This window comes from Mangrovimonas xylaniphaga (assembly GCF_001280435.1).
Lineage (GTDB): Bacteria > Bacteroidota > Bacteroidia > Flavobacteriales > Flavobacteriaceae > Mangrovimonas_A > Mangrovimonas_A xylaniphaga.
Genome location: NZ_LBIP01000013.1, coordinates 836,267 through 857,759, shown reverse-complemented (window position 1 = coordinate 857,759; position 21,493 = coordinate 836,267). Strand labels below are relative to the sequence as shown.

Genomic DNA, 21,493 nt, shown 5'->3' with positions numbered 1-21,493 from the left:
TATGGCTGGTAAAATACTTTTATCCCATTCCGGAAAACAGCACAGTTATCAAGTAGCTAGGGCTATGGTCAACTTAGGAGTGTTGGATACGTTTTATACTAGCGCCTATGTGACACCCTCATGGTTACAAGCTTTCTTTTTGAAGACAAGAAATGATTATTTTACGCGTCGGTTTATATCTGGTGTTGTAGGTCAAAAAGTAGATGCTAATTGGCGCTTTGAGTTAAAGGAAATTGTACTTCGGAAATTGTTTGGAAAGACCAAAAAAGCTCAGGATGCCGTATATGCTCGAGATGTTCAATTTGATGCCTACGTGGCCAAGCAAATCAAAAAACGCTATAAAAAAGGAACTCTTCCCAAAGGAGGAATCTTTTGGGGGTTTCAAGGCTCCTGCCATGAGTCTTTAATTGCTGCTAAAGAAGCCGGAATGATTACGGTGATTGAGTTGGCAACAGCTCATGTGACTGCTGCCCATAGGATTTTGGGAGAAGAGAAGGGTTTGCATCCTGAATGGGCCGATAGTATAGATAATTTATATTTTCCTCCCCATTATGAGGAACAACTTATTCATGAGCCCCACTTGGCAGATTATGTTGTGGCTGCTTCAGAATTTACAAGCTCTACTTTGGAGGAGGTAGGGATTCTACCAGATAAGGTAATATATCTTCCTTTAGGCGTGGATACTGATAGTGTTGAAAGGAAGAGTGAATCGGTTTTATTAAAACCTATTAAATTGCTATATGCGGGAACTGTTACGCAACGTAAAGGAATTAAATATTTATTGGACGCTCTCCAAGATTTTGACGAAAAAGATATTGAACTGCATATTTATGGGCATGTCCAAGGTAGTGGAGAAGCATTCAAAACGTATAGTAATAAGGTTAAGTATCATGGAGCAGTGAGTCAGAAGGAATTGTTTAAACTATATAAGAATTTTGATTTTTTGGTGTTGCCATCAGTATTTGAGGGGTTTGGATTGGTAATAGTAGAGGCTATGGCAGCCGGAGTTCCTGTAATTACAACTAAACATACTTTTGGAGCAGAGCTGATTGAGAATAAAAGGAATGGTTTTTTGGTAGAGATTCGTTCTGTAGAGGATTTAAAAGAGATTTTTGATTATATTTTGAAATTAAATGACGAAAAATATAAGCTATTATCTAGGGAGGCTAAGAAGGCTCTAAGTCAAGTGACATGGAAAAATTATGAAGGGCGTTTGAAAGATAAATTGTTGATTATTAATGAAGGGAGTGCAGTGTTCCCTGTTGGAAATCGGAAATCGACCTGATGCTTAGTTACGAATCTTTAAATATATTAAGTATTCTTCTTTTGATTTACGGAGGATGGTATTATTTGAAAAATAATGATGAAATCCCTGTTATTTTAGCGCTTTTTAATTATTCTATTTCAATAAGTAGATTCGATTTAATACAGTCGGGTGTTATAGAATATGTACGGGTTAATTATACCTATAATATATTTAACCTTAACGATGCTAAGGCAATTGAAGCAATGAATTATATTTTATTGGGAACCTTTACTTTGATGTTGTGTTATAAGGTGTTTGCTTCGAAATATAAAAGTAAGTTTCAGTTACCAAAGGACAATGACGCATTGTTGGAGCTTTTTTTAGTTAATAATCAGAAATTGATTATTGTTGGTTTTTTTGTGTTTTTAATTATTAATGCGGCTCTAATGGGAAGAGCTTCAGGTCCTATTGCATTAGGTAGGGGGTATTTTAATTTATTTAAATTTGGTTTAGGAGGATTTAATTTGTTGTTGGCGTTATTACTTTTTTCTGGGAGTATAGAAGGTCAAAAAAAGATAATTTATATGGGATGCTTAGCCTTGGGGATTATATCATCTTATAGTCCTCACGCTCGATTTGTGTTTTTATCATGGGCAATTGGTATTTCTTTTCTGGTTTTTAAGGATATGAGACCAGTAAAAAAAATGAGATATGCTATTCCCTTTGGGATTGCGGTTATTTTGTTTTTTTCATTGCAGGGAGCTGCTCGCGAATCGAATATTAAGGCTTTAAGTTGGAGTGAAAATTTGGAACTGGCTATTGATAGGACTTTGAGTAATGAAGATCAAAATATGTTGGATGGATTTATGATGGTATTAGACGTATATCCTAATTATTTGGATTTTCAATTTGGTATGGAGCATGTAGAGATTCTTTTGCGTCCAATACCTAGGTCTTGGTGGCCGGGTAAGCCATTAGGAGGATATGCTAATAAACTTGGTTTGAACGATCTTGAAAGTGGAACTATTGGAATTTCACAAACATTATATGGTTCTTTTTATGGTGAAGGAGGTTTGTTGGGAATTGTGATATTTGGTCTAATTTATGCTAAATTATTAGCTTGGCTGCTGTTTTTAGGAAATGGTTATAGTTCTAAACTTCGCTTTTTGATTAAGGGGGTTATTATTGCTTCTTTAATACCTTTATTGAGAGGAGGAGATTTACCCGGGATTTATGCATTTATTGGGATGTCTTTTTGGCCTGTGTTTATTTTTTTATATAGATATAATAAATTTTTAAAGATTTCGTATGTCAATACTATTGTTGCCTAGGGATAATTAACCTGTTATCGTGGCTAATCATCCAAGGTCTGGAACACTTCTGTGTATTGATTTTTTGTGATGGTAGTGCAAAGAATGTTCTATCCTCAATACTTTTATTGGGGTGTAGATAATTTATATTTTTCTATTGAGTGCTTCTTGATGCAAAACTGACGTTCAAAAAGTAGAGCGAAATGGACGGGTATTCGGAAAGGGGTTCTTAGAGAAAAGAATCCTTTTTGGATGAATTTTTAGCTATTGGGGAAAATGGTATATATAGGGTAATATTTTCTAAATATTTCTATATGTGAGCATTTGAAAATGATGCTATGGGATAAGGGCTGAGTACCTTTATCAAGTAACCTTTTGCGGGGGAGCCAAATAGAATGGGTTTTGTGGTAGTAAAGTGAATAGGTTTTGTCAAATACAAATGTTTTCAGGTTGTCGTATGAGTCGATTATTTTAAAACCAGCCAGGAGCTGAACTTTTACTTCCACCTGAGACAAACAATGAATTGCAATTGCAATGGCGTTTTTTATCTAGATATCTTGATAATATAACTATCTTGGCTTCTTACAAGGGTGGTCCTTTTCATAAAAAGGTCTTATTTTTTATATTGAATAATGGCTGATAACTTGAAATTATTGAATTATCCTGTAATTGAGCCTAAAGATCTTCTTAAGTTTAAAAAATGTTGAATAAATTTTGGATTTAATAGTTTTATTTTTCGAGCAATTATTCTGAACATAATTTTAATTTGATTGTTTCATTGGGGGTATGCAAAAAGATAAGTTGAAATTTTTAGACACTTTTAGGGGGATAGCGGCATTTTATGTGGTAGTTGGTCATTCGCGTTGGTTACTATGGGAAGGCTATAGTAGCGGCTATGTGCACCATACACAAGACTATACTTTTTTTCAAAAGTGTATGGTTTATTTTATGGGTGTCTTTAAATATGGTCATGAAGCTGTATTGTTCTTTTTTGTTTTATCTGGATTCGTAATACATCTTAATTATCACAATAAATTTGGGACTATTCAGGAAACGAAATCTAATATATTAAAGTTCTATTTTAAAAGGTTTAAAAGAATATACCCAGTTTTAATTTTTGCTCTTGTTTTAACTTTTATTTGCGATAGTCTTATTTTACAATTAAATCCGGATTTTGTCTGGGGAGATACAAATTATAAAACAATAAACGAATTTATTACTTTCAATCATGGCTTCGCTGCAGTATTTGGAGGTCTGTTTAATATGGGAAGACTTGGATTTCCTGTTTTTGGATCAAATGGGCCATTGTGGTCTTTGGCGTATGAATGGTGGTTTTATATGTTTTATCCTGTGTTGTATATCAAGAGAAATGATAAAACTTATTTGTTTTATACCTTAATATTCTTAGCTGCATTGTTTAGTGCTTTTTTGTCTTTTAGATCAGTTTTTTTTGATAAAATTTTTATAGGCATGGCATCATGGGCAATAGGTTGTTTGCTTGCTGAAATTTATTTGAAGCGAACAAAATTAAATTTGGAAGGATTTGTATTTGTTTGCTTGTCTCTATCCATTTTATATTACATTTATCCTTTTATGGGGAAGGATTTTTTTATGGCATTGGTTTTTGGTGCTTTACTAAGTTTATGCCTTAAATTTAGTTCGTTTATAAACAGATATGCAAAATTCAAAAAGTTGGGTGATATGTCGTATACTCTGTATATTGTCCATTTTCCTTTATTAGTTGTTGGAAGTTCTGTTTTAATGAATAATAACCACGGGAATTTACCTATTCATTTTGGATATACTTTGTTAGGGGTTTTGGGTAGTTTGCTATTTGCATACCTATTCTTTCCAATTTTTGAAATTAGAATACCTGAGTTATTAGAAAATATGTTCAGAAATGGATTAGGTAAGGAAAGATTCAAACAAAAAATATTTAGAATTAAAAGACCTTAATGGCAGATAATAAAGTTGAAAACAAAATTTTAATTGTTTGGGACCGTATGGGAGATTATCATCGTGTCCGCACGGAGACCTATTCTAGATTATTTAAAGAAGATAGTCTATATACTGCAGATTTAGGGGCGTCGGATAGTCTTTATGGATGGAATGCTACTGAAAATGAAACCCATTATTGCCTTTCAGAGCAACCTGCGGATGTGAAAGATTTGACTAATCGGTTTAAAAATTTTAAAAATATTGTAGAGAAGTACGGTATTAACAAAGTGGTCTTGGCAGGATATGGTAAACCAGAATATCTTTTGTTCACTTTGTGGCTGAAATTGAAAAAAATTGATTGCTATTATTTTGCTGAATCTTGGTATGCGGGAAATAAATACGTAAACTATGTTAAAGGCCTTTTTTTAAGAAAATTTGTGAAACGTATTTTTGTTTCAGGTAAACGAGCAGAGATTCATTTTTCCAATAGGCTCAAGTTTCCTGTCAGTAAGATTAAAAATGGATATAGTATTGTTGATAACAAACATTTTGAATATCAACGATCAAGAGAAGACGTTATAAGAAATCACAAAGAAGGGCCTATTTTATTATGCGTGGCACGTCATGCTCCAGAGAAAAATTTGGAGGTACTTATTAAGGGGTTTCAAGCATCAAATTTATATGCGGATTGGAAATTGCAAATTGTTGGAGGAGGGCCAATCACTGCTCAATTAGAGAGTTTGGTGAAAGACATAAAAAAAGTAGAACTAAGTTCTTGGCTATCATATGATGAATTGCCAAGCCTGTACAAAAATGCGAGTGCTTTTATCTTGCCGAGTAAATTTGAGCCTTGGGGCTTAGTAGTGAACGAGGCCATGTCTGCTTCCCTACCAATTATACTATCAAACGAATGTGGGTGTATGCCCGATTTATTAGATGGAAATGGTTATTTGTTTGATGCGGAAAATCTAAACAATTTGGTAGAAGTATTAAATAATCTCGAAAAAATGTCTACCGATGATTTATTTAAAAATGGAGAACGGTCTTTCAATATTATAAAACAATTTACACCTGAGACTTGGGGGCAAACCTTACATACATTATTAAATGGCATTTAATATTCTTCACCTTATAGATTCAGTAGACCAGGTTAATTTTGGAATTTGGAATGCAGCTCTAACAAATTCAGGATTTCTGGGGGAATTAGGGATTGTTAGTTATGCGGCTATTCCAAAGAATGATTCCTTTAATTATCCAGCTGTTAATAAACTTGAGGCCACAGAATTTAAATCATTAAGAATGTTAATGGGGCAAAAGGGATTAATTCCTGAGAATACAATTGTGGTTTCTCATGGATGTTGGAGATGGCCCACTCGTTTAGGGGGGAAGTTAAAGTCTGAAGGTTATAAATGGATTGCTGTACCGCATGGCATGTTAGAACCATGGTCAATGCAACAAAAGGCTATAAAGAAGAAAATATATTGGAACCTAATAGAAAAGCAACGTTTGTTGCAAGCAGATGTCATAAGAGCCGTAGGGACTCCAGAAGCTTTAAATTTAAAATCTATTTTTGATAATAAAGTTTGTCTTATACCTAATGGGGTACCAAATTCCAATAGGAATGAAGAAAAAGGAAATGATAAAATAAGATTTTTATTCATGGCAAGGTTGCATCATAAAAAGGGAATTGTCCCCTTGGTTAAAGGATGGATGAAAAGTTCACTTGCCAATTCTCAAAATCATGAACTACTCATAGCAGGTCCTGATGATGGAGAGTTAAATGTTTTGAATGATTGGATTTCTAAGAGTAAGAATATTCATTATTTGGGAGGTGTGTATGGTGAAGAGAAAGAAGGGCTTTTGAAAAAAAGCCATGTGTATGTTTTACCGTCATATAGTGAAGGATTTCCGACGAGTGTACTTGAGGCTATGATGTATGGTTTAATGCCATTAATATCTGAAGGCTGTAACTTCCCTGAGGTTTTCGATAAAGATTTGGCAATGAGTTTGGAACCGGAAGAAATTATGGTAAAAATGGTTCTAGATGAGGTTGAACAGTTATCTTTAGAGGAAATTAAATCTCAAGGGAGGAAATGTAGAGAATTTGTGATTGAGAATTATACAAACGAGAAAATAGGTAACCAATTGGAAAAATTATATAGATCCCTGTTAGATGGGAATGAACAATTAAAAAATAAATGATGAAAAGAATTCTTATTACTGGGGGGGCTGGTTTTGTGGGGTCTCATCTATGTGAACGTTTACTTAATGAAGGTAACGAAGTGGTCTGTTTGGATAATTACTTTACGGGGAGTAAAAAAAATATTGAACATTTAATGGATCATCATTATTTCGAATTGGTGCGTCATGATGTAACTCAGCCTTACATGATTGAGGTTGATGAAATTTACAATTTGGCTTGTCCCGCCTCACCAGTGCATTATCAGTATAATCCAATTAAGACTATTAAAACTTCTGTTATGGGAGCCATAAATATGTTGGGTTTGGCAAAACGTGTTAAGGCAAAGATTTTGCAGGCATCAACTAGTGAGGTTTATGGAGACCCATCGGTACATCCACAGCCGGAATCTTATTGGGGTAATGTGAATCCTATTGGGTTGCGTTCCTGCTATGATGAAGGAAAGCGTTGTGCGGAAACATTGTTCATGGACTATAATATCCAAAACAATGTAGATGTTAAAATCATTCGTATTTTTAATACTTACGGACCTAACATGAATCCAAATGATGGAAGAGTGGTGTCGAATTTTATTGTTCAGGCATTAAAAGGTGAGGATATTACAATTTTTGGAGATGGAACCCAAACACGTTCCTTTCAATATGTGAAGGATTTGGTAGAAGGAACCATCAGAATGATGAACAGTAGAGATGGTTTTATGGGGCCTGTTAATATTGGAAACCCGGGAGAGTTCACGATGATTGAATTGGCAGAAAAAGTTCTAAAATTAACTAATTCCAAATCAAAGTTAATTCATTTGCCATTGCCTAAAGATGATCCTATGCAACGTAAACCCGACATCACTTTAGCTCAGAAGGAGTTGAATGGATGGGAGCCAAAAGTACATTTGGAAGAGGGACTTGTGAAGACCATCGCATATTTCGATAAACTTTTAAAAGAGGCATAATTTTTGAAAACTGACTTGTCAACATACAATAACGATTGGTATCGGCCAGGAGGTTCTTTGAAGCGCCTGAGTTGGTATTTTATTAATGTATTGTTTTTTGAGAATCCTTTAAATCCGTCTTCGGGTTTAAAGGTGTTCTTTTTAAAGTGCTTTGGAGCACAAGTAGGCAAAGGGGTTGTGATTAAACCAGGTGTTAATATTAAATATCCATGGAAGTTGTCAATTGGTGATTTTTCTTGGATAGGAGAGAAGGTGTGGATTGATAATTTAGCCGATGTGAATATTGGAAGGCACGTATGTATTTCTCAGGGAGCTATGTTGTTATGTGGAAACCACAATTATAAAAAATCTACTTTTGATTTGATCATTGGAGGTATCACTGTTAAAAATGGTGCTTGGATAGGGGCTAAATCAGTTGTGTGTCCAGGGGTTATATTGAAAAACCATTCTGTCCTTTCTGTAAATTCTGTAGCGACAAAAGATTTGGAGGCTTTTAGGATTTATCAGGGTAACCCTGCTATATTAGTCAGAAACAGAATAACAGAATAAATGAAAGTATCCATTATTACCGCTACCTATAATAGTGAAGCAACTATTGAGGGGTGTATAAAATCAGTATTGTCTCAAGATTATCCCAATATTGAGTATATTATTATTGATGGTAATTCTTCAGATTATACCTTGTCTGTTGTTAATGCTTATAAACAACGGCATAGTAACATTATTGTGATTTCAGAGCCTGATAACGGGATTTATGATGCGTTGAATAAAGGAATTAAAGTAGCCTCAGGAGATGTTGTCGGCTTTTTACATTCTGATGATTTTTTCAATACAAAACGGACTATTAAAAATATAGTTGAAGAATTTAATAAGGGGCAAATTCATGGTGTTTATGGTAATTTGGATTATGTAAATTCGAAGGATTCCAACAAAATTGTAAGGCATTGGAAAAGTCAGAATTTTTCCAAAAAGTTATTGAATCGAGGATGGATGCCTCCGCATCCAACGGTATTTTTTAAAAAAGACGTTTACAAGAAACATGGTCTTTTTAATATGGGGTTCAAAATCGCAGCAGATTACGATATGATGCTTCGTGTTTTTAGTGATGAGTCGCTACGATTTAAATTTTTGCCTGAAGTGATAACAAAAATGAGGGTTGGAGGTGCAAGCAATAGAAGTTTAAAGAACATTGTCACTAAGTCTAACGAGGATTATATTGCTCTGAAAAAGAATCGTTTAGATTGTCCGCTATGGTCTTTAGTGCTTAAGAATTTTTCTAAAATCCCTCAATTTTTTAAAAAGTCTTAAATAGGTGTTTCCAAAAGGTTTTTATTAAAAGTGGGGTTTATTAACAGTTTGATAGTTAGTTTTTTTAACAATTTTGTTGTCGGATTTTAAAAAAGAGTGAGAATGAGTTTTTCACTTTTTTTTATGGTTAAAATTGATATAATTATTTAATATGTGTTTGAATATTAAATAATTATAAAAAAAAAGTTATTCTAGATGAAATGTAAAGGTTAATAATTTGAAAGTTGTATTTTTGTTATCCTGATTACAGCTATTAACAATTATCTTAACAACCATGAATCCGATTATTTACAATTTTTTTAGGGGCGATTATGTGTACTTATGGTTGCTGGTGCCTAGTTTTTTGGCATTTGTTATTTCTTTTTCAGCATTACCAGTAGTGATTCACGTGGCTAAGACGAAACACTTAGTTGACGAGCCTGGGGTTAGAAGTGTACACAATAAAGGCATCCCAACACTTGGAGGTGTAGGAATATTTTTGGGGATTTCTGTTGTGCTTTCCTTATTGGGTAGTATGTTGTATGATAATAAGATTTTGACGCTTCTGGCAGGGTTGATAGTCTTATTCTTTTTGGGAATTAAGGACGATTTATTGGTGCTGTCTCCACGAAAAAAGTTTGTTGGACAAATATTTAGTTCTTTAGTCGTGATATTGATTACGGATATAAGAATCATGAACTTTTCTAGGATTATTGATATAGGAGAGTTGCCTTATGTAGTGTCTGTTTTGTTTACACTATTTGTCTATGTGTTGATAATCAATGCATATAATCTAATCGATGGCATTGATGGATTGGCGGGGTGTATTGGATTGCTGGCCAGTACATGTTTTGGGATATTTTTCTGTATTACTGAGCAGTTTGTTTTGGCAGCTATTGCCTTCATCACTGTTGGAGCTTTGGTGCCTTTCTTGAGACATAATTTTTCTAGCCGACAAAAGATATTTATGGGAGATACTGGATCCATGATTATTGGTTTTTTATTAGCTTTTCAGGCAGTAAACTTTATTTGGTATAGTCAAATACAGGAAACTAACTCTTTCAGTAGTTCTGCTCCAGTAATAGCTTTAGCGATATTGTTTTTTCCATTGTTTGATACCTTTAGAGTATTCTGCATACGAATGTTTATTTTAAAGACAAGTCCTTTTCAACCAGATAATAACCATATTCATCATCGCATCATAAACAATGGATTTAAGCATTGGCAAACTACTTTTATTATATCTTTTACATCATTAATGATAGTTATTATTGCGGTAAATGTTATGTTCTTGCCTATTGGTTGGCAGTTGGTTTTGTTGGTGAGTTTGGGTACACTTGCTTTTATGAGTATTATGCGATTACGACTGATAAAGATTAAGGGGCAAATCAAGTTGAAATTCAAATTATCTTAGCGTATAATATCGATATTTTCTATCTAGCTTATCGTTTGGTACGTATTGAAATTGTAGGTATATTTGTTTGTGAAAATAATTATCCGATAAACTCAAAAGGTTTGTCATTTCCTAATAATTCTAAACAGTACTAGATGAAACTACTTCTCAAAGGGATTATCCTTTGTTTGCTTATGTCTTCCTGTGCAACCAAAAAACAGGTGTTATACTTTCAAGATGTGGATGAGGTTGCTAAATCTCTAGAATATCCAACCAGTACTATTCAAGTAAATGATTTGTTGAAAATAAACGTTAGTGCTTTAGATCCTGTCGCGGCAGAGCCATATAATAAAAGAGCGAATTCAGGTACGCAATCTGGAGGAGGAAACTCAAATCAAGCCAATTTGGATGCTTATTTAGTGTCTAGCAATTATGCAATTTTGTTTCCCATATTAGGATACATTGATGTTCGTGATAAAACGACTACTGAATTGGAGAAACACATTACTAATTTACTAGTTGAGGGAGGGCATTTAAAAATGCCAACAGTTAGCGTAAGAATTATTAATGGGAAATTTACAGTATTAGGAGAGGTGGGCTCACCTGGTTTGTATACTTTTAATGAGCAAAGTATTACGCTGACCCAAGCTCTTGGAATGGCTGGTGATTTGACAATTAAGGGCAAACGTGAAGATATTGTGGTGATACGGGAGGTGTCTGGAGTTCGTGAAGTTGCCCATATCGATATGACTACTACGGATTGGTTTAATAGTCCCTATTATTATATTAAGCAAAATGATGTCATTGTGGTGGACCAAAATTATTCCGCAGTAAAAAAAGCAGGGATTATTGGGGATCTTGGGGCCTTATTGGGCATCATTTCTTTTTCCATTAGCCTTGCATTGTTACTCTCTAGATAAGCATTACATGACAAATACAACTTCACAAATACTTAATAACGATTCTAAGTTTGATATCAAAGAAGAATTGGGTAAATACCTTACCCATTGGCCTTGGTTTTTACTTTCAATTGCTGTGGGCGTTTTGGCCGCTTATTTTTATTCTAGGTATACGCCAGATACTTTTAGGACAACCGCCAAGATTCGCGTTTTGGATGAAGGTAAAGGCTTGGAATTGCCGTCGTCTTCATTTGTGTTTAATCGCTCTTCGATCAATCTTGACAACGATATGGAGCTCATTAAATCTAAGCGCTTATTGACCAAAGTGGTAGAAGATTTGAATTTAACCACGACTTATACTCAAATAGGAAAATTTCGGGATACTGAATTATGGCCCGCTCCTTTTAAAGTTGTAGAAAAACCAGATTTCTCTTTGGTGGGACTGTCATTTATTATTGAGGTATTAAAAGAAGGCTACTTGATTACCAATGAACAGGAAAAGTATTCGGATTTTAACTTAGAAGGTTATGTTGTTAATGCTGGAAACAAGGGGCTTCCATTCTCAATTATTCCAGCATCAGAGTTTGAAATGGGTAAAAAGGTTGGGGATATCTATAGAGTTTGGTTTGGATCGGTTAATGGCGTTGCGAGAGGCTTAGCCGGGCAGTTACAAATAGCCAAGCATAATACCAGTGGGGATATCTTAACGATTAGTTTGAATGGCACTAATAGGAAAAAATCAGAAGATATTATTAACAAAGTAGTTGAGCAATTTAATTTAGATGGGATTCAGGATCGCCAATTGGTACATAAACGAACCATGGATTTCGTAGATGATCGTTTTGTGTTTTTGGCTACAGAATTGGATTCCATTGAAAAGGTAAAAGAGGACTTTAAGGTGAATCATGATTTGATTTCTATTGAAGCGGATGCAGGATATAGTATGGGGAGGATGATGACCTCTGATCAGCTAGTATTTAATTTGGAAACTCAAAAAGCGTTGGCGCAATTTTTAAAGGAGTCATTAATGTCGGATCCAGAGTTTAACTTATTGCCGGAAAGTATTGGTCTTGAGAATGCTAGTGCCAATAGTTTGATTGCTCAATACAATATCTTGGTTCAGGAGCGGGATAATTTGATACAAAGTGCTGGAGATGAAAATCCCGTAGTTGTAGGTCTCGAGGAAAATTTGTTAAAAATACGGGACAACTTGAATGCGTCCATCGATAATTATTTAGATCAGCTAAAAGTAACAGAAGCTCAATTTAAGCAAAGAGAGCTTATGGCAAAAGGTATGGTAGCTAGTGTGCCAGGTAAGGAAACGCTATTAAGAGCCATTGAGCGTCAGCAAACGATTAAAGAGACTTTGTATTTGTTTTTGCTTCAAAAGCGAGAAGAGGCGGCTATTAATTTTGCCATTACCGCAGATTCCATTAAGGTTTTGGATAATGCGACTACTTCGGGCCCCATTTCTCCTGATAGAAACAAAATATACATCATGGCCATTTTGGCAGGCTTGTTGGTCCCCTTTGGAATTATTTATGGCTTAAATTATTTTGATACCAAAATACATGGAAAGTCACAATTGGAACACCAGGTGCCAGAAATTTCGGTTATTGGTGAAATTCCATTGGTGGAAGATCAAAAATTGTTTTTAAATGCTCATGATAAGAGTGTTTTGGCTGAATCTTTTAGGATATTAACTACAAATGTAAATTATGTTCTTGGAGATAAAGAAAAATCTGGTAAAGTTGTATATGTTACTTCCACAATTAAAGGGGAAGGGAAGACCTTTGTAGCTACTAATTTAGCGCTTGCTTTTGCAAGTGTTAATTACCGAGTATTGTTAATAGGCGCTGATTTAAGAAACCCACAATTGCACAATAATTTAAGGTTAAGAAAAACTGATAAAGGTTTATCCGATTACTTGTTTGATTTAGAATTAAACTATAAAGATCTTATTGTTCATCCTCCATTAGTCAATAATGTAAATTTCAGTGTACTGTTAGCCGGTACCATTCCTCCAAATCCTTCAGAATTATTTGTCAATGGTCGTTTTGAAAGTCTGCTGGCAGATTTGAAATCGGATTATGATTATATAGTAATAGATACAGCTCCTACCTTATTGGTAACAGATACTTTGTTAATTTCTCAATTTTCTGATGCTACTTTATATGTTGCTAGGTCCAATTATACTGATAAGAATATTTTGCAGTTTTCCAAAGAATTGAATAGAGATAGAAAGCTTAAAAATGTTAATTATGTTCTCAATGGTGTTGGGAGCTTAAAGTCAAAAGGGTATGGTTATAATTATGGCTACGGGTATGGTTATGAAGCCTATAATGAAAAGTTGTCTTGGTATAAGCGTATTTTTTCGCGAATTTGAAAAGTGTGGTATACAAGTTTTGTTGCTAAATTCGCTAAATTGGAATTTTTGCAAACATCTTATTGATAAAGATATAATGATTATAAGATGAGACTATGAAAGCTGTAAAGCACATTGCTATTGAGTTTGATTTGTATGGATTATCGCATATTTAGTGAAGGTTAAGTAAATGAGTTTTGTTCAATTAAAATATATGCATTCCATAAAAAAGCCTTCTATTATTTTATAGAAGGCTTTTTTATGGAATACTCTCTTTTTCTTTCTAATGCCAAAGGTATAAAAACGTTAAAGAATGTTGTATATGATTACTATTAATAGGTTGTGTGTCGGCAGCAAACTTTCCAACTGTTTGTATGCGAATTCCAAACTGCTTATCAAACCAAAAGTTAAATCCCAAACCTGTATTTAAAGTGACGTTACTGTCATTTTCAAAAAATGGAGCGCCTACCCCTAAAATAGCATAGGATTCAAACCAATCGTTAAATGGAGATTGATAAATTAAATGGTCAAAGAAAAACTTACCGTTGATGTCCAGTGCAAAATAAACGTAGTTTTTGTCTATTTTAAGATAATCTTGTTGATTGCTTGCACTAATCTTGTTTAAGGAAACAGCTAATTCAGTACCAAATAATTCACTCCATTTACGTTCAACTCCAAACATAATAGGTAAATCGGTGTTCCAGTCTTTGGTTTTGAATGGGCTTTTAAAGCGTTCTCCATCATTATCAACGAAGTTGATTCCCACACTTACTGCCCAATGGTCATATGCAGTTCCTCGCATTATTTGAGATTTTGCAGTAAAAATTCCAATAAATAGAAATAAAATAGTGGTAAATTTTTTCATTATGCTTTAGTTTGCTAGTGTATTAAAAATCTGTAAAAAGCAGGAATAAAGGTAACTATTTATTTTTAAAAATGGTAAAAATTGTAATCTCTTTGGTAAATTACATAAATCTTCCTAAAACTTTGGCTAGAATGAAGTTATTTAAAAAATAGAGGCTTTGGATTATAACGTTAATAATATTAGTTTGATTTTAATCGTTTGCTATTTCTTTTAAGTTTGCGATTGTAAATATGGGGTCATCATTTCTAAACACAAAACTACCAGCCACCAGAACATCGGCTCCAGCGTCAATCAATGCTTTGGCATTTTTACTGGTAACACCTCCGTCAATTTCAATTTTTGTATTGGCTCCTTTTCGAATAATCAAGTCTTTTAATTGCTTAACTTTTGAGTAGGTGTTCTCAATAAAACTCTGTCCTCCAAATCCAGGGTTTACACTCATAATACATACTAAATCAATATCATTAATAGTATCTTCTAAAACATTGATGTTTGTATGAGGATTTAAAGCCACACCCGCTTTCATTCCCTCTGCTTTAATGGCTTGGAGTGTTCTATGTAAATGGGTGCAGGCTTCGTAATGCACGGTAAGGTTATTTGCCCCCAATTCGGCGAAAGTCTTTATGTATCTATCTGGGTCGACAATCATTAAATGAACATCGATTGTCTTCTTTGCGTGTTTTGCAATGGCTTCCAAAACTGGCATTCCAAAGGAAATATTTGGAACAAAGACACCATCCATAATATCAATGTGAAACCAATCGGCATCACTGCTATTCACCATTTCAATATCTCTCTGCAAATTGGCGAAATCGGCGGCCAAAACTGATGGTGCTATTAATTTAGAACTCATGATTTTAACGTGTATAAAAGTTTTTGCAAAAGTAGTCAAAAAAATAAACCCCCGGTAATCAGCCGGGGGTTCTTTCATCAATCAAAAAACGAACAGTTATGTGTAACTGTTAGTTACCGTAATTTAGTCGTAATTATCATTAATTACTAACCTAAATATGTTTTCAATATTTTGCTTCGTGAGGTATGTTTCAACCTACGAATTGCTTTTTCTTTTATTTGACGGACTCTCTCTCTCGTTAAATCAAAAGTTTCGCCGATTTCTTCCAAAGTCATTGGGTGCTGATCTCCCAATCCAAAGTATAAACGAATTACATCTGCTTCACGAGGTGTAAGTGTTTCCAAAGCGCGCTCAATTTCTGTACGTAAAGATTCGTGTAGTAAATCTTTATCTGGGTTTGGAGATTCTCCACTTCGCAATACGTCATAAAGGTTAGAATCTTCTCCTTCAACCAAAGGGGCATCCATACTTACGTGACGGCCAGAATTCTTCATAGATTCCTTAACGTCGTTGATCGTCATATCCAATTCCTTGGCAATTTCTTCTGCACTTGGTGGACGTTCGTGACTTTGCTCCAAAAATGCAAATGTCTTGTTGATTTTATTGATGGAACCAATTTTGTTCAAAGGCAAACGAACAATTCTTGATTGTTCGGCCAAAGCCTGAAGAATGGATTGACGAATCCACCATACAGCATAAGAGATAAATTTGAAACCTCTGGTTTCATCAAATCTTTGAGCTGCCTTTATTAATCCTAAATTACCTTCGTTGATCAAATCGGGCAAGGTTAACCCTTGGTTTTGATATTGCTTGGCTACGGAAACCACAAAACGCAAATTGGCTTTTGTTAATTTTTCCAAAGCTACTTGGTCACCTGCTTTGATGCGCTGAGCCAATTCTACTTCTTCATCGGCAGTAATCAAATCTACCTTTCCTATCTCCTGCAAATACTTGTCTAATGAAGCAGTTTCTCTATTGGTAACCTGCTTGGTAATTTTAAGTTGTCTCATTTAAGATCCTCTAATTAAAGCGTGAATTTAAAGTTGCTAAGTGGTTATACGTAAGTTCCCGATAAAATGTTACAAGGATTTAAATTTTTATCAACTTTTTATCGTTAAGGTTGATGGCGTCCAACATTTCGTTGGTAAATTTATAGTGTCCTCTTGTGGTGATTAATCTGAATCTGTGTGATTTAAGGTTGCTTAGTGTGTTCAAGAATAACCATTTGGACTTTAACAAATTGGGTTTGGAAGATTTTAGCCCAATATCAAATATATGTTTCCGGCCTTCTTTTTCTGCAACGATATCTGGAGTTATCACGATGTCACTTCCTACTTTGGTGTAGGACTTTGGGGATTCATATCCCTCTAGGTCGGCTTTAATGTTGACGAAACCATGTTGCTTTAGGTAATCAACCGAATCATTTAAAAATTCTGAATATTTGTCTTTGTCTGTATAAATCATAACTAACAATGTAATAAAAAAAACTAGAAATGCAAATTTTGAAGAGGGTTTAACATTAGTAATTATTTGATTTATAAATAAATGACATTCAAAGCCCCAATATTTCATTGGGGCTAGGCATGAGAAATAATAAGATTATGTTCTATTCTCTTATATGTCCATCTCCAAAGACATAGTATTTGTTTGTTACCAATTGTTTGAGTCCTAATGGCCCTCTGTGATGTAGCTTATCTGTACTAATAGCCAATTCGGCACCAACGCCCATTTGTCCTCCATCGGTAAATCTGGTAGAGGCATTATGGTATACCGCAGCGCTGTCAACTTGTTCCATGAACTTAGCAGCATTTTCATTGCTTTCAGTTAAAATAGCAGCTGAATGTCCGCCGGAATATTTGTTGATCATTTCAATGGCTTCTTCTTCATTGTCAACTTCAGCTAATAAAATTTTTAAAGCCAAGAACTCCTCATACCAAGTTTCTTCGCTTGGTACAATGGATGAACTGTCAATTACTTTTGCGATGTTTTCGTCAGCAACGATATCTACATTTAAGCTTGAAAGGACTTTTTGGAGTTCTGACAATTTATTTTCGTAGTCAGGAATGTGTTTGTCGATAAGCACTTTATCCAAGGCATTACACCCCGAAATTTTATTGGTCTTGGCATTAACTATCACCTTAACTGTTTTGTTCCAGTCGGCATCTTTTGCGACATACAAAAAGTTATTCCCGCGGCCGCTTACCAGAACTGCACAGTTAGCGTGATCCTTCACAAACTTGATGAGGCGTTCACCTCCTCTGGGAACAATCAAGTCTAATTTTTCTGTTGGATTTTTCAGAAATTCTCTTGTTTCCTCTCGTTGTAAGTGCAGTAACTTGATCCAGTCTTTGCTCAGACCATTTTCCTCCAAGGCATCGTGCCAACATTGCTCCAATACCATATTACTGTGAAGGGCTTCTTTTCCTCCTTTAAGTAGGATCTTGTTATTGGCTTTAAAGGCCAAAACAGCGGCTTCAATGGTAACATCTGGTCTGGATTCATAAATGATTAAAATGGTTCCAAAGGGAGCCGTTTTATTGGTTATTTTTAAACCACTTTCCAAAGTGAGATCAGATATGGTTTTGCCAACCGGATCTTCTTGGTTTCTTACCTCCTGTATGGCTTTTATCATGCCGTTTATTTTGTGGTTTTCCACTACCAGACGATCATAAAGGGCTTGGTCATCTTTGTTGAAAGCATCAAGGTCTTTCTTGTTTGCTTCCAAAATTTGTTCACGTTTCCTGTCAATAATTGTAATCATGGAATCGAGAACTTTGTTTTTTATATCAGAACTTAAAAGTTTCATGTGTTTTGTTTTTAGTGAATGAATTTTGTTCCCACTTCTTTGTCGTCTATAATATCGACTATCACATTTTCACGTTTACCATTGGCAATGTATGTGGGAATGTCTTTCTTGGCAGTGCCCTTGGCAATTCGCAATTTTGAAGCCATGCCTCCTCGGCCTTCACCTTCTTTTTTATTGGAGGCCTTGACGTATTTTTCGACGTCTTGGTCTACAGTAACCTCATTTAATTTTTTAGAGTTTTCATCATCAGGATGCCCTGTATACAATCCATCGGTGTCCGAAAGAATAATCAGTCTATCAGCATCCAAAAGTTCGGCCACCAAGCTTGCCAATTCATCATTGTCTGTAAACATGGACATGGTCAAGGATACAGCATCATCTTCATTGGCGATAGGAATCACACCTTCGGAGAGTAACCCTTCATAGCAGTTGATCATATTCTCTCTGTGTTTTCCTGGATCAAAATCTCTTTTGGTTGCTAAAACTTGGGCACAACGCATTCCGTAATCATTAAATAAATTATAGTAATGACGCATCATTCGTGGTTGCCCAACGGAGGAATAAACTTGGCGCCTGATAGAGGGTTCTGAGATTTTGGTATCTCCTAAAACCTCTTTTCCTGCAATGGCAGATCCTGATGATACCAATATAACCATGATGTCACGTTCATATAATACCGAAATTTGGCGAACCAATTCTCTTAAAATTGGGCCTAGAATTCTATTGTCTTTGTTGGTGAGAACATTGGTTCCTACTTTTACAACGACTCTTTTTATATCTTCCATCTTAATGCTCCTTTCCTAATTCAATTGCACGATTAAATGCTGCATAGGCGGCATCTTGTATCAATTGTTTTACATTGTTGTCTTCCATAGAATCAATAGCTGCTTGGGTAGTGCCTCCTTTTGAAGCTACCCGGTCAATCCATCCTTCAGGGGACAAATTAGACTGATTGAAAAGTTCGATGGCACCCTCAAAGGTGTTGCTCACCAAAACTTTGGAATCGTAATCTGAAAAGCCCATTTTTTGAGCAGCCTCAAGCATGGATTGCATAAAATAAAATACGTATGCAGGTCCACTACCCGAGATACCGGTTGAGGCATCTATATATTTTTCAGAATCTACGTGAACGGATGTTCCCGTGGTGTCCAAAAGGTTTCTTACAAGTATCAATTCTACTTTTGAAACTGCTTCAGATTCGGTGTAGGAGGTAACGCCTTTGCCTACTTTTGCAGGAAGGTTTGGCATGGTCCTCACCACTTTTGAGATCCCTAGATGTTCTTTTATAAAATCAATGGTAACACCAGCCATTAGGGATACAAATATTTGGCTGTCATTGATCATTGGTTTCATTTGCTCAAAAAGCGCTTCACTGTGATATGGCTTTACGGCTATAAAAACCAGGTCTGCATTGGGTAGGCAATCTTCCAGATTGTCATACACCTTGAATTTTGGGTCTTTCTGTAATGTTGTAATTTTTTTTGGGTCAGTGTCATAGATGTTAAGCTTGTATTTTCCCAATAAAGGCGAGGTCGCCATTCCTTCGGAATAAGTTAAACCCATGTTTCCTGCTCCAATTACTAATACTTTCATTTGTTTTGTTATTGATTATCAATATTATTTGGCTAAATAGCCACAAGGACCATGCGGAAGTGCCAAAAAAAATAATGGATTTAAAAAATCACGAATATGATAATGATGGCGTATATGTTTGAAGTATTGTGAAGGTTTGAAGGAAATTGTTAGAAAATTTCCAATTTGGCCAAGGTGAAATTATTTCAGTTTTATGACATACTGTCTGAATTTGGCAGTTTGGTGGACCTGTTTAAAAGGAAAAGCCCCGCATTATTTTGCGGGGCTTTTCAGTATATGGCATTTTTCTTTTTCATTTTTTTGAAAGTTGCCTAATACTAATATTTGCTATCGTTTCTCGGCCAATCCTCTAGTCAGCCAGCCTCTTCTACTTGCTGTTGCCAGTGCGTAAGGCGTAATCCAGAATAATCCAAAGGTGTAAAAGATACTATAGGTATAGGCCCAAATGGCTTCTTTTGTTTCGTATTTGGATGAATAGAATAGGACTGAAAAGGTAGAGGTGATTAAAATACTCAATAGAGTAGATCCTAAAAATAGTAGGGGATGGGTCAAAACGAATAATAACATGAACAGTACAAAAGGAAAGCTCATTAAGATTCTTGTGGATTGACTTAAAAATAACAATCGACTTCCAAATTTGTTGCCTTCTCTAAAGTTGGTGAATACATATTTCGCCATTGCAATGTTCTCCCTAACGTTGCTACGTCCCCATCTGATAAACATTTTGTAAAGACCTTTATATTGCTCTGGTACGTTGGTGTAAGCGACAGCATTTCTTTGGAACAATACATGTTTTCCCTGTTTTAAAATCATATTGGTCATGGCACGGTCTTCACCAATATCTGAAGGTTGTCCCATAAAGGTTTGGTTGATCCATTCTGGTAGGCATTCGTGAACGGCCGTTTTTCTATAGGCGGCCAAAGCTCCTGGAGTACAGAGTACGGAGTTTAGAGCACTTTCGGCAGATCGCACAAATTCAAAACTCATCACGAAGCTTACGTCCAACATTTTTGGAAGCATTTCCTTTTCGTTGTTCAATACACGTATGTTTCCTGCAACGGCCCCACAATCTTCATTGTTTACAAAAGGACTCACTAAGTTTCTAAGGGTATCTGGTTCTACTACAGAATCACTGTCTACCGTTACAAAAATGTCACCAGTTCCTATATTGAAACCACGGTACAATGCATGACGTTTTCCTTGGTTTTTAGGTTGTTTGTAAATGTCCAAACGATCTCCCAATCTCTTTTTAGCATCGACCATCCAGTCCCAAGTGTCATCCAAACTTCCATCATCTACGGCCAAAATCTGTAATTTGTCCTCAGGATAGTCGCTTTCAGCCAAACTTATTAGGGTATCCCAAACATGTTTACTTTCATTATAGGCAGGTACAATTACGGTACAGGTAGGCAATTCTTCATCACTCACAGAAGCAACGGGTTTGTACTTAAAATACTTGTAGGCAATAAAAAGGAAATAGAAAATTTTAAAGAAGAACAATACAGTGGCAATCGTAAGGAAGGTTGCGCCTACAATGCTCTGTCTGCCCATTTCATTAAATTGTTCAAAATCGTTGTGGAATACTGAAAAGAAATACAATCCTATTAGGATGAGTATAAAGGTGCTTATTAAGGTTAGCTTATTATTGGGGTTTTCGCTGTTGGTCTTTAATTTGTTAAGAGTAAGTTTAATTGTCTCCATCTGTCATTCTATCATTTAATTAATACATAGGTTTTTAGATGCTATATGTACGGAGATGGATGTGGTTTAGATGTTTTTTGGGTTTATTTTA

The 21,493-nt window shown here is 35.2% G+C and carries 19 protein-coding genes; 11 read left to right on the top strand and 8 right to left on the bottom strand.

Annotated features, from left to right (window positions below):
* The first annotated feature begins 1 nt into the window (after window position 1).
* The 11 genes from ZA06_RS03840 (at window position 2) to ZA06_RS03790 (ending at window position 13,605) form a co-directional block, all read left to right on the top strand.
* The gene (locus ZA06_RS03840) at window positions 2-1,285 is read left to right on the top strand and encodes a glycosyltransferase family 4 protein (RefSeq protein ID WP_053976066.1); all 1,284 of its coding nucleotides are present in this window, start codon (window positions 2-4) and stop codon (window positions 1,283-1,285) included.
* Entirely contained in the window at window positions 1,285-2,577 is a 1,293-nt protein-coding gene (locus tag ZA06_RS03835) for a hypothetical protein (protein ID WP_053976065.1), read from the top strand. Before ZA06_RS03840 ends, ZA06_RS03835 begins: the two co-directional genes overlap by 1 nt.
* 765 nt (window positions 2,578-3,342) lie before the next feature.
* Complete coding sequence (locus ZA06_RS03830) at window positions 3,343-4,512, top strand: acyltransferase family protein (RefSeq protein ID WP_053976064.1); 1,170 nt, start codon at window positions 3,343-3,345, stop codon at window positions 4,510-4,512.
* Window positions 4,512-5,612, top strand: a complete 1,101-nt coding sequence (locus ZA06_RS03825) for a glycosyltransferase family 4 protein (protein WP_053976063.1) — start codon at window positions 4,512-4,514, stop codon at window positions 5,610-5,612. Before ZA06_RS03830 ends, ZA06_RS03825 begins: the two co-directional genes overlap by 1 nt.
* Window positions 5,602-6,696: a glycosyltransferase gene (locus tag ZA06_RS03820; protein WP_053976062.1), complete on the top strand. Its 1,095-nt coding sequence runs from the start codon at window positions 5,602-5,604 to the stop codon at window positions 6,694-6,696. Before ZA06_RS03825 ends, ZA06_RS03820 begins: the two co-directional genes overlap by 11 nt.
* Window positions 6,696-7,640, top strand: coding sequence for a UDP-glucuronic acid decarboxylase family protein (locus ZA06_RS03815; protein ID WP_053977059.1), 945 nt, complete (start codon window positions 6,696-6,698; stop codon window positions 7,638-7,640). Before ZA06_RS03820 ends, ZA06_RS03815 begins: the two co-directional genes overlap by 1 nt.
* Window positions 7,641-7,643: 3 nt before the next feature.
* Entirely contained in the window at window positions 7,644-8,189 is a 546-nt protein-coding gene (locus ZA06_RS03810; protein ID WP_053976061.1) for a WcaF family extracellular polysaccharide biosynthesis acetyltransferase, read from the top strand.
* Entirely contained in the window at window positions 8,190-8,948 is a 759-nt protein-coding gene (locus tag ZA06_RS03805) for a glycosyltransferase family 2 protein (protein ID WP_053976060.1), read from the top strand.
* A gap of 274 nt (window positions 8,949-9,222) precedes the next feature.
* Window positions 9,223-10,341, top strand: coding sequence for a glycosyltransferase family 4 protein (locus ZA06_RS03800; RefSeq protein WP_053976059.1), 1,119 nt, complete (start codon window positions 9,223-9,225; stop codon window positions 10,339-10,341).
* 134 nt (window positions 10,342-10,475) lie between these two features.
* Window positions 10,476-11,240, top strand: a complete 765-nt coding sequence (locus ZA06_RS03795; protein WP_053976058.1) for a polysaccharide biosynthesis/export family protein — start codon at window positions 10,476-10,478, stop codon at window positions 11,238-11,240.
* A gap of 7 nt (window positions 11,241-11,247) precedes the next feature.
* The gene (locus ZA06_RS03790) at window positions 11,248-13,605 is read left to right on the top strand and encodes a GumC family protein (RefSeq protein ID WP_053976057.1); all 2,358 of its coding nucleotides are present in this window, start codon (window positions 11,248-11,250) and stop codon (window positions 13,603-13,605) included.
* Window positions 13,606-13,867: 262 nt separating this feature from the next.
* Here ZA06_RS03790 and ZA06_RS03785 read toward each other — a convergent pair whose 3' ends face one another.
* The 8 genes from ZA06_RS03785 to ZA06_RS03750 form a co-directional block, all read right to left on the bottom strand.
* Window positions 13,868-14,449, bottom strand: a complete 582-nt coding sequence (locus tag ZA06_RS03785; RefSeq protein ID WP_053976056.1) for a porin family protein — start codon at window positions 14,447-14,449, stop codon at window positions 13,868-13,870.
* Between the two features lie 190 nt (window positions 14,450-14,639).
* On the bottom strand, window positions 14,640-15,302 hold the full coding sequence (rpe, locus tag ZA06_RS03780; RefSeq protein WP_053977058.1) for a ribulose-phosphate 3-epimerase: 663 nt from the start codon (window positions 15,300-15,302) through the stop codon (window positions 14,640-14,642).
* 146 nt (window positions 15,303-15,448) lie between these two features.
* Complete coding sequence (locus tag ZA06_RS03775; RefSeq protein ID WP_053976055.1) at window positions 15,449-16,312, bottom strand: sigma-70 family RNA polymerase sigma factor; 864 nt, start codon at window positions 16,310-16,312, stop codon at window positions 15,449-15,451.
* Between the two features lie 79 nt (window positions 16,313-16,391).
* Window positions 16,392-16,766, bottom strand: coding sequence for a hypothetical protein (locus tag ZA06_RS03770; protein WP_053976054.1), 375 nt, complete (start codon window positions 16,764-16,766; stop codon window positions 16,392-16,394).
* Between the two features lie 142 nt (window positions 16,767-16,908).
* The gene (locus ZA06_RS03765) at window positions 16,909-18,108 is read right to left on the bottom strand and encodes a glutamate-5-semialdehyde dehydrogenase (protein ID WP_053976053.1); all 1,200 of its coding nucleotides are present in this window, start codon (window positions 18,106-18,108) and stop codon (window positions 16,909-16,911) included.
* A gap of 11 nt (window positions 18,109-18,119) precedes the next feature.
* Entirely contained in the window at window positions 18,120-18,893 is a 774-nt protein-coding gene (gene proB / locus ZA06_RS03760; RefSeq protein WP_053976052.1) for a glutamate 5-kinase, read from the bottom strand.
* Window position 18,894: 1 nt separating this feature from the next.
* Complete coding sequence (gene proC / locus ZA06_RS03755) at window positions 18,895-19,701, bottom strand: pyrroline-5-carboxylate reductase (protein ID WP_053976051.1); 807 nt, start codon at window positions 19,699-19,701, stop codon at window positions 18,895-18,897.
* Window positions 19,702-20,028: 327 nt separating this feature from the next.
* Entirely contained in the window at window positions 20,029-21,402 is a 1,374-nt protein-coding gene (locus tag ZA06_RS03750) for a glycosyltransferase (RefSeq protein ID WP_053976050.1), read from the bottom strand.
* Window positions 21,403-21,493 lie beyond the last annotated feature (91 nt).

Coding starts and splice junctions, on each gene's coding strand:
- ZA06_RS03840 (WP_053976066.1), top strand. CDS start 2: ATGGCTGGTAAAATACTTTTATCCCATTCCGGAAAACAGCACAGTTAT.
- ZA06_RS03835 (WP_053976065.1), top strand. CDS start 1,285: ATGCTTAGTTACGAATCTTTAAATATATTAAGTATTCTTCTTTTGATT.
- ZA06_RS03830 (WP_053976064.1), top strand. CDS start 3,343: ATGCAAAAAGATAAGTTGAAATTTTTAGACACTTTTAGGGGGATAGCG.
- ZA06_RS03825 (WP_053976063.1), top strand. CDS start 4,512: ATGGCAGATAATAAAGTTGAAAACAAAATTTTAATTGTTTGGGACCGT.
- ZA06_RS03820 (WP_053976062.1), top strand. CDS start 5,602: ATGGCATTTAATATTCTTCACCTTATAGATTCAGTAGACCAGGTTAAT.
- ZA06_RS03815 (WP_053977059.1), top strand. CDS start 6,696: ATGAAAAGAATTCTTATTACTGGGGGGGCTGGTTTTGTGGGGTCTCAT.
- ZA06_RS03805 (WP_053976060.1), top strand. CDS start 8,190: ATGAAAGTATCCATTATTACCGCTACCTATAATAGTGAAGCAACTATT.
- ZA06_RS03800 (WP_053976059.1), top strand. CDS start 9,223: ATGAATCCGATTATTTACAATTTTTTTAGGGGCGATTATGTGTACTTA.
- ZA06_RS03795 (WP_053976058.1), top strand. CDS start 10,476: ATGAAACTACTTCTCAAAGGGATTATCCTTTGTTTGCTTATGTCTTCC.
- ZA06_RS03790 (WP_053976057.1), top strand. CDS start 11,248: ATGACAAATACAACTTCACAAATACTTAATAACGATTCTAAGTTTGAT.
- ZA06_RS03785 (WP_053976056.1), bottom strand. CDS start 14,449: ATGAAAAAATTTACCACTATTTTATTTCTATTTATTGGAATTTTTACT.
- rpe (WP_053977058.1), bottom strand. CDS start 15,302: ATGAGTTCTAAATTAATAGCACCATCAGTTTTGGCCGCCGATTTCGCC.
- ZA06_RS03775 (WP_053976055.1), bottom strand. CDS start 16,312: ATGAGACAACTTAAAATTACCAAGCAGGTTACCAATAGAGAAACTGCT.
- ZA06_RS03770 (WP_053976054.1), bottom strand. CDS start 16,766: ATGATTTATACAGACAAAGACAAATATTCAGAATTTTTAAATGATTCG.
- ZA06_RS03765 (WP_053976053.1), bottom strand. CDS start 18,108: ATGAAACTTTTAAGTTCTGATATAAAAAACAAAGTTCTCGATTCCATG.
- proB (WP_053976052.1), bottom strand. CDS start 18,893: ATGGAAGATATAAAAAGAGTCGTTGTAAAAGTAGGAACCAATGTTCTC.
- proC (WP_053976051.1), bottom strand. CDS start 19,701: ATGAAAGTATTAGTAATTGGAGCAGGAAACATGGGTTTAACTTATTCC.
- ZA06_RS03750 (WP_053976050.1), bottom strand. CDS start 21,402: ATGGAGACAATTAAACTTACTCTTAACAAATTAAAGACCAACAGCGAA.